Annotated in this window: 6 protein-coding genes and 2 tRNA genes; all 8 read left to right on the top strand. The window is 57.2% G+C overall.

Annotation, left to right across the window (positions count from 1 at the left end; all coding sequences use genetic code 11):
* Positions 1-39: 39 nt before the first annotated feature.
* The 8 genes from ftsH (at position 40) to rimP (ending at position 7,814) form a co-directional block, all read left to right on the top strand.
* Entirely contained in the window at positions 40-1,971 is a 1,932-nt protein-coding gene (ftsH, locus tag VGC33_RS02135) for an ATP-dependent zinc metalloprotease FtsH (RefSeq protein ID WP_331118550.1), read from the top strand.
* 264 nt (positions 1,972-2,235) lie between these two features.
* Positions 2,236-3,081: a dihydropteroate synthase gene (gene folP / locus VGC33_RS02130; protein WP_331118552.1), complete on the top strand. Its 846-nt coding sequence runs from the start codon at positions 2,236-2,238 to the stop codon at positions 3,079-3,081.
* A complete protein-coding gene (gene glmM, locus VGC33_RS02125) occupies positions 3,078-4,415 on the top strand; it encodes a phosphoglucosamine mutase (RefSeq protein ID WP_331118548.1) in 1,338 nt (445 codons plus the stop codon). Before folP ends, glmM begins: the two co-directional genes overlap by 4 nt.
* 256 nt (positions 4,416-4,671) lie before the next feature.
* Positions 4,672-5,004, top strand: a complete 333-nt coding sequence (gene secG / locus VGC33_RS02120; RefSeq protein WP_331118546.1) for a preprotein translocase subunit SecG — start codon at positions 4,672-4,674, stop codon at positions 5,002-5,004.
* 148 nt (positions 5,005-5,152) lie between these two features.
* Positions 5,153-5,239, top strand: a tRNA-Leu gene (locus tag VGC33_RS02115).
* A 367-nt stretch (positions 5,240-5,606) separates the two neighbouring features.
* Positions 5,607-6,677 carry a hypothetical protein gene (locus VGC33_RS02110; protein ID WP_331118545.1) on the top strand — a complete coding sequence of 357 codons (1,071 nt, stop codon included), beginning with the start codon at positions 5,607-5,609 and terminating at the stop codon, positions 6,675-6,677.
* A 391-nt stretch (positions 6,678-7,068) separates the two neighbouring features.
* Positions 7,069-7,145, top strand: a tRNA-Met gene (locus VGC33_RS02105).
* Between the two features lie 216 nt (positions 7,146-7,361).
* Positions 7,362-7,814 carry a ribosome maturation factor RimP gene (rimP, locus tag VGC33_RS02100; RefSeq protein WP_331118543.1) on the top strand — a complete coding sequence of 151 codons (453 nt, stop codon included), beginning with the start codon at positions 7,362-7,364 and terminating at the stop codon, positions 7,812-7,814.
* The last annotated feature ends 15 nt before the right edge of the window (positions 7,815-7,829 follow it).

The following is a 7,829-nucleotide window of genomic DNA, read 5'->3' as shown; positions in this document are numbered from 1 at the left end:
TTAACACCGTTGTAATATGAGGTTAATCCCTTGAGTGACATGGCGAAAAACCTGATTCTCTGGTTGGTCATCGCAGTAGTGCTGATGTCTGTATTTCAGAGCTTCGGGCCCAGCGAGTCCAATAGCCGTAAGGTGGATTATTCTACCTTTATGTCTGAAGTGAATCAGGATCAGATTCGGGAAGCACGTATTAACGGACGTGAAATCAACGTTACCAAGAAAGACAGTAACCGATATACCACGTTTATCCCGGTGAACGATCCCAGATTATTGGATACCCTGCTGACCCGAAACGTGAAAGTAGTCGGTGAGCCGCCGGAAGAACCAAGCCTGCTGGCCTCGATCTTTATTTCCTGGTTCCCGATGCTGCTGCTGATAGGCGTCTGGATCTTTTTTATGCGGCAAATGCAGGGCGGCGGCGGCAAGGGGGCGATGTCCTTTGGCAAGAGCAAGGCCCGTATGCTGACTGAAGATCAGATCAAAACCACTTTTGCCGACGTTGCGGGCTGCGACGAGGCGAAAGAAGAAGTCAGCGAACTGGTCGATTACCTGCGCGAACCGAGCCGCTTCCAGAAGCTCGGCGGTAAAATCCCCAAAGGCGTGCTGATGGTCGGGCCGCCCGGAACCGGTAAAACCCTGCTGGCCAAAGCCATTGCCGGTGAAGCCAAAGTGCCGTTCTTTACCATTTCCGGTTCGGATTTCGTGGAAATGTTCGTCGGCGTCGGCGCGTCGCGCGTGCGCGACATGTTTGAACAGGCCAAGAAAGCCGCGCCCTGTATCATCTTTATCGATGAAATCGATGCCGTGGGCCGTCAGCGCGGCGCGGGCCTGGGCGGCGGTCATGACGAACGCGAACAGACCCTGAACCAGATGCTGGTGGAAATGGACGGCTTCGAAGGTAATGAAGGCATCATCGTTATCGCCGCCACCAACCGTCCCGACGTGCTGGATCCGGCGCTGCTGCGTCCCGGCCGTTTTGACCGCCAGGTGGTGGTCGGCCTGCCGGACGTGCGCGGCCGCGAGCAGATCCTGAAGGTTCATATGCGCCGGGTGCCGTTGTCCACCGATATGGACCCGTCGGTGATCGCCCGCGGCACCCCCGGTTTCTCGGGCGCCGATTTGGCCAACCTGGTCAATGAGGCCGCGCTGTTTGCCGCGCGCGGCAGCAAGCGTGTGGTCTCGATGGTGGAATTTGAAAAGGCCAAGGATAAAATCATGATGGGCGCGGAACGCCGCTCCATGGTGATGACCGAGGCGCAAAAGGAATCCACCGCCTACCACGAGGCGGGCCACGCCATTATCGGCCGCCTGGTGCCCGAGCACGATCCGGTGCATAAAGTGACGATTATCCCGCGCGGCCGCGCGCTGGGCGTGACGTTCTTCCTGCCGGAAGGCGATGCCATCAGCGCCAGCCGCCAGAAGCTGGAAAGCCAGATCTCCACGCTGTACGGCGGTCGTCTTGCCGAGGAAATCATTTACGGCGTGCAAAAGGTCTCCACCGGCGCGTCCAATGATATCAAGGTGGCAACGTCCATCGCGCGCAACATGGTGACCCAGTGGGGCTTCTCCGATAAGCTCGGGCCGCTGCTTTATGCCGAGGAAGAAGGCGAAGTGTTCCTTGGCCGTTCGGTGGCGAAAGCCAAGCACATGTCCGATGAGACGGCGCGCATTATCGACCAGGAGGTCAAATCCCTGGTAGAGCGGAACTATGCCCGCGCACGCACCCTGTTGATGGAAAATATGGACATCCTGCATTCAATGAAAGATGCCCTGATGAAATACGAAACCATCGACGCCCCGCAGATTGATGATTTGATGGGTCGTAAAACCGTGCGTCCGCCCGCGGGTTGGGATGATTCGCCGAGCAACCATTCATCCGACAACGGCGGCACGCCCAAAGCGCCGACGCCGGTGGATGAACCCAACACTCCGACCGGCAACACCATGTCGGAACAGTTCGGGAATAACTAAACGTTCAACAGGCGTTGTTATCGCACTGTCACCACACCAGCCCCGGCGCATGCGCCGGGGTTTTTTTTTATTGTTGCGCGGTGGCGGACCGGTACGCCATCCACACCCGGCGCGCAAGCCCCCGATGGTGTCCTATTGCGCACCGCGATGTTAAGATACGCCCTCGGCCTTGCTCCGGGCGCGGGCATCACTTGCTTGCCTAACTGATGACATCGAGGCCCGGATGCCGATTAATTTGTGGTATATTCAATGGAGTATGACCCTATGCAGCTTGAGCTTAACCAGCGCATCCTCAGTCTTGATTCCCCGCAGGTCATGGGCATCCTTAACGTCACGCCGGATTCCTTTTCCGACGGCGGCAAATATGACCGGCTCGACGCGGCGTTGGCCCATGCCAGCGAGATGATAGCCGAAGGGGCCACCATGATTGATATCGGCGGGGAGTCCACCCGCCCCGGCGCGGCCACGGTCAGCGAGCAGGAAGAGGCCGACCGCGTGCTGCCGGTGGTCAGTGCGCTGGCCCAGCGCCTGGATGTGGTTATCTCGGTGGATACCTCGCGCGCCCTGGTGATGCGCGAAAGCGCGGCGGCCGGCGCCCATTTGATTAACGATATCCGCGCCCTGGGCGAACCCGGCGCGCTTGAGGCGGCTCGCGACAGCGGGCTCCCGGTTTGCCTGATGCATATGCAGGGCGAGCCGCGGTCCATGCAGCAGGCGCCGCATTATGACGATGTGCTGGCGGAGGTAGACCGGTTTTTCGCCGGGCGCATCGCCGGCTGCGAAGCGGCGGGAATCAGTAAAAACAGGCTATTACTCGATCCGGGTTTCGGTTTCGGCAAGAATTTAGCGCATAATTATCGCCTGCTGTCCCGGCTGGGGGATTTTCATCATTTCGGCCTGCCGCTGCTGGTGGGCATGTCGCGCAAGTCCATGATAGGACAACTCACCCAGGCGCCCGCGGATCAGCGCGCGATCGGCAGCGTGGCCTGCGCCGTGATTGCCGCCCTGCAGGGCGCGCGGATAATCCGGGTCCACGATGTCCAGGCAACCGTCGAGGCGATGCAGATCGTCAATGCGACTCTTTTAGCGAAGGAATCACTATTTGTATGAGTAACCATAAATACTTCGGCACCGACGGCATTCGCGGCAAGGTCGGCGAAAGCCCCATTACCCCTGATTTTGTGCTGAAGCTGGGATGGGCGGCGGGCAAGGTATTGGCGCGCCACGGATCGCGTAAAATCATTATCGGCAAGGACACGCGCATTTCGGGTTATATGCTGGAGTCGGCCCTGGAGGCGGGGCTGGCCGCGGCGGGGCTGTCCGCCGCCTTTACCGGGCCGATGCCGACCCCGGCCATCGCCTATCTGACCCGCACCTTCCGCGCGGAAGCGGGCATTGTCATTTCCGCCTCCCATAATCCCTATTACGACAACGGCATCAAATTTTTCTCCATCGACGGCACCAAACTGCCGGATTCGGTGGAGGAGGCTATCGAGGCCGAGCTTGAAAAAAACCTGACCTGCGTGGAAAGCGCGGAGCTTGGCAAGGCGAGCCGTATTGTCGACGCGGCGGGGCGCTATATTGAATTCTGCAAAGGGACATTTCCCAGCAACAGCAGCCTGAAGGGATTAAAAATCGTGGTGGATTGCGCCAACGGCGCCACATACCATATCGCCCCCAGCGTACTGCGCGAGCTGGGGGCGCAGGTGGTGGCCATAGGCTGCCAGCCGGACGGCATGAATATCAACCAGGAGTGCGGCGCCACCGACGTGCGCCTGTTGCAGCGGCGCGTGCTGGAAGACCAGGCCGATCTCGGCATCGCTTATGACGGCGACGGCGATCGGGTGATCATGATCGATCATCTGGGCAATAAGGTGGATGGCGATCAGATCCTCTACATCATCGCCCGCGAAAAACTGCGCCAGGGGCAGCTGAGCGGCGGCGTGGTGGGCACCCTGATGAGCAATATGGGACTGGAGCTGGCGCTGCGACAGCTGGGCATCCCGTTTGTGCGCGCCAAGGTGGGCGACCGCTACGTGCTGGAAAAAATGCAGGAGAAGGGCTGGCGCATCGGCGCGGAAAATTCCGGCCACGTTATCCTGCTGGATAAAACCACCACCGGCGATGGCATTATCGCCGGCCTTCAGGTGCTCTCCGCCATGGTGGGCAATCATATGACCCTGCACGATCTGTGCAGCGGCATGCGACTGCTGCCGCAAATCCTGGTTAATGTGCGTTTTACCGGCATCGGAGACCCGCTGGAATCGGCGGCGGTAAAACAGGCGCAGAGCGATGTGGAAACCGCCCTGGCCGGGCGGGGCCGGGTGCTGTTGCGTAAATCCGGCACCGAACCCCTGATCCGGGTGATGGTGGAGGGCGAGGATGCCGACCAGGTCAACCGGCTGGCGCATCTTATCGCCGATGCGGTGAAAGCGGCGGATTAGGCAAGACAATAGCCGGTACCAAACCGGTGCATTAGCCGGGACGCGTACCGGCCTGATAGCCGCGCGGGGGGAGTGAAACCCGCTCCCCGGTGGTGAATGACGTTTTTTTCCGCAATCGGTTCGTCAAGCGCAATTTACCCTTGCGCGCCACCGGCGCTTTAGTTAGTATTCACACCCGCTCCAGTCGGAGAATGTCTTCACCGGATTGGGGTCATAGCCTAACGCGCGGTGTAACCCGCAAGGATACTGAAAGATTATGTACGAAGCTCTGTTGGTCATATTCCTGTTGATCGCTGTCGGGCTGGTTGCGCTGATTATGCTGCAGCAAGGTAAAGGTGCTGATATGGGGGCCTCTTTCGGCGCAGGCGCATCCGCGACCCTGTTCGGTTCGAGTGGTTCCGGTAACTTCATGACCCGTGTGACGGCCGTGCTGGCGACGCTGTTTTTTATCCTCAGCCTGGTGCTTGGCAACCTTAGCGGCAGCCACAGCCAGAAAGGCAGCGAGTGGGATAACCTGAACCAGGCACCGCAAGCGCAGAAAGCGCCTGTAGAAGCGCCGGCGAAACCGAATAACGATATTCCGCAGTAATGGGTTGATACCCGAAGCGGCGGTCAAGATTGAATTACACCGGTGTGTTGCAGCTCGGTAGCCGGTGTAACGCAGTGCATGAAAATAACCGGTAACCCGCCGGGTGAAAAAACGGGTTGCGAATTGCAGTGGATGTGAAGAAATCAGTGCCGAGGTGGTGGAATTGGTAGACACGCTACCTTGAGGTGGTAGTGCCCGATTGGGCTTACGGGTTCAAGTCCCGTCCTCGGTACCAAATATATTTAAAAGACGCTTATCGGCGTCTTTTTGCTATTCAAACCGCGCCCTATCCGCGCGTCAATGGGTCTTATCGTTTCTGATTATACCTATCACCAGGCTTTTCCCGAGCGAACGTCCCCCTTTTTATTCCCCTTTCCCGGTTTTCGTTTGACCATAAGCGATTTATACAATTTTGCCGCTGCGGCCTATGAGAGATTAGCAGTGAAATGATTTTGTGTGGGCTGCTTTAAACCGGGCCGGTGTACTGCGCCAGGCGTGTTGCCGCCAAAAGCATCCGGCAATTTTATGACAACGCGGGAAATAAAATGTTATCAATATTCTTATCGTTAGGGCCACCGTCTCCAGCACACAGGGTGGAAGACGTGCAGTCGCATCCTGCGGAACAAACGAAAACCACCGGGACCGATCCCGCCACGCCGCCGCTGAAAAACGGTTTCAGTCCTGTGTTTCAGGCAAAATTGTCCGGGGCAAAAAATTCATTGCTGACGATGCGCGCGACTATCAAACGCCTACCCGGCAAGATTGCATATGGCATGAAGCGCCTGCTGGCTAAATCAGCCATCGGCGGGAAGAAAGTCCACCCCGCTCTGGACCGTGATGTTAATGCTACCGTCAGGGATATGCTCACCAACCCGGACGACAGGACCGTACGGCCGATAAATGTTATCAGCTCCTTGCTCAATGGCGATGATTCCATGCAACACAATGTCAAAGAAATTAAAGATTTTTTGATTAACAACGCCAATAGTTCCCTTTTTTCGTCGGCCAATCTGGATTTTAACGGTAATAGCATTATCTTCAAACAGCCCGGGCACATCCCCGGCAGCGCGATTCCCCTCGCCAAGCTGACCATCGATGGCCGTGACAGCCACAATGGCGAGTTTCGCGGCGCGCTGGCGCTGAAGGTTTTGCGGCATCCGGGTTTAACCTTCGGCAGCCTGGCTGAATTATGCGCAATCATGACGATTAACGATGAACTCAACGTCGTGAAAATGCGCACCGCGCATATCGTCGCCGCCCAGCTGAACAAGCCGTCGGTTAGCAAGGCATTGATTACAAATGACAACCAGGCGGCAATTGATAGTCTGGTGAAATTTGATTCCGCCACTCAAACCTACATGCCGCTATTCCCCTATCCGGCGCCTGCGCCGAAAAGCCGGCCGGCCGCCGACGGTCAGGATAACAGGGTTGCCACGCCGCCCACCCCGGCACGAAACACTCCAGACAGGCCCGAGATTAAACCCCGTCCCCCCTGGCTGAATGCCAAGCCGGCGATTGCCCCAGGCAAGGTAATGACGGACGACGCGCCCGCCGCCAATACCGCGGCCGTTACCACCGGCGTGGTTGAGCCGCGCACGCAAGACGCGGGCGCCACGGTTCTTGGCGCCGGCAACCGCGTCAAGACGCTGCGCCAGATATTTGAAAAGCAATGACCTTCCCGCTGAGGCCTGAGGGTGATTGTCCGCAAAAATCCTGCGTCGGCAACGCCGCAAGGAAGGCACGCCCAGCGCGCTTTCCGCACGCGGGCAAACGCCCTCAAGCGCCGCGGGCCTCGTTCCGCTGAAAGAAGGCTTGCCCGGCGGGCGGTGTTGTGAAATACTCTGCCTCCCTAATCGGTAACGTCAGCCGCATGCGGATTGATCAGACGTTGCGACAGCGGTGGATTGCCAGCCTGGCCCTTATCAAGGTAAAAAAAACGGCAATCGTTAAAAACGCTGTAAAACCAAATGATTGGCGGGATCTTTTGCTCAACGTTACCGTTTGTTATGTAATGATAACTTGCTTTTTTCCGGTTATCGGCGTAATATTCGCAACGTTTTCAGACGCGGGGTGGAGCAGCCTGGTAGCTCGTCGGGCTCATAACCCGAAGGTCGTCGGTTCAAATCCGGCCCCCGCAACCACTTTCCCTTAGAGTTCTTTTTCAAATATACTGCCCAGTAGGTTATACTGTTTATCTCGCAGCGGCGTTTGAAAAAAGATTCTATGGAATGTTGTAAGGTCGCTCGGCGGCTTACAGGGTCCCAGTCGCAAAAAGCCCCGAATTTTCGGGGTTTTTTGTTATTAAACTACAGAAATACTGGGCTTTTTAGCCCTTTTTTTATGTCTTGGGGGTGGGCTTGTCCACATTAGAACAAAAATTGACTGAGATGATCGCCGCACCGGTGGAAGCCTTGGGCTATGAGCTGGTCGGGATAGAATTTATCCGGGGCCGGCAGTCAACGTTACGCATCTATATTGATAGTGACAATGGGATCACCGTCGATGATTGTGCTGATGTCAGCCACCAGGTCAGCGCGGTGCTTGACGTCGAGGATCCGATCCAAGTGGCGTACAGCCTCGAGGTGTCATCGCCGGGTCTCGATCGTCCGTTATTCGCCGGCGCGCACTATACGCAGTTCATCGGTGAAGAAGTCAGCGTGGTTTTGCGCATTGCGGTGCAAAACCGTCGCAAATGGCAGGGAATCATTAAAACGGTTGACGGCGAAATGATCACGGTGACGGTGGAAGGAAAAGATGAAGTGTTCGCTTTAAGCAACATCCAGAAAGCGAACCTGGTACCCCACTTTTAACGTTTTAATGAGGCA

The sequence above is a fragment of the Acerihabitans sp. genome, assembly GCF_036398755.1.
Classification (GTDB): domain Bacteria; phylum Pseudomonadota; class Gammaproteobacteria; order Enterobacterales; family Enterobacteriaceae; genus Acerihabitans.
This window is presented reverse-complemented; position numbering and strand designations above follow the sequence as displayed.

Coding starts and splice junctions, on each gene's coding strand:
- glmM (WP_331118548.1), top strand. CDS start 3,078: ATGAGTAACCATAAATACTTCGGCACCGACGGCATTCGCGGCAAGGTC.
- secG (WP_331118546.1), top strand. CDS start 4,672: ATGTACGAAGCTCTGTTGGTCATATTCCTGTTGATCGCTGTCGGGCTG.
- folP (WP_331118552.1), top strand. CDS start 2,236: ATGCAGCTTGAGCTTAACCAGCGCATCCTCAGTCTTGATTCCCCGCAG.
- ftsH (WP_331118550.1), top strand. CDS start 40: ATGGCGAAAAACCTGATTCTCTGGTTGGTCATCGCAGTAGTGCTGATG.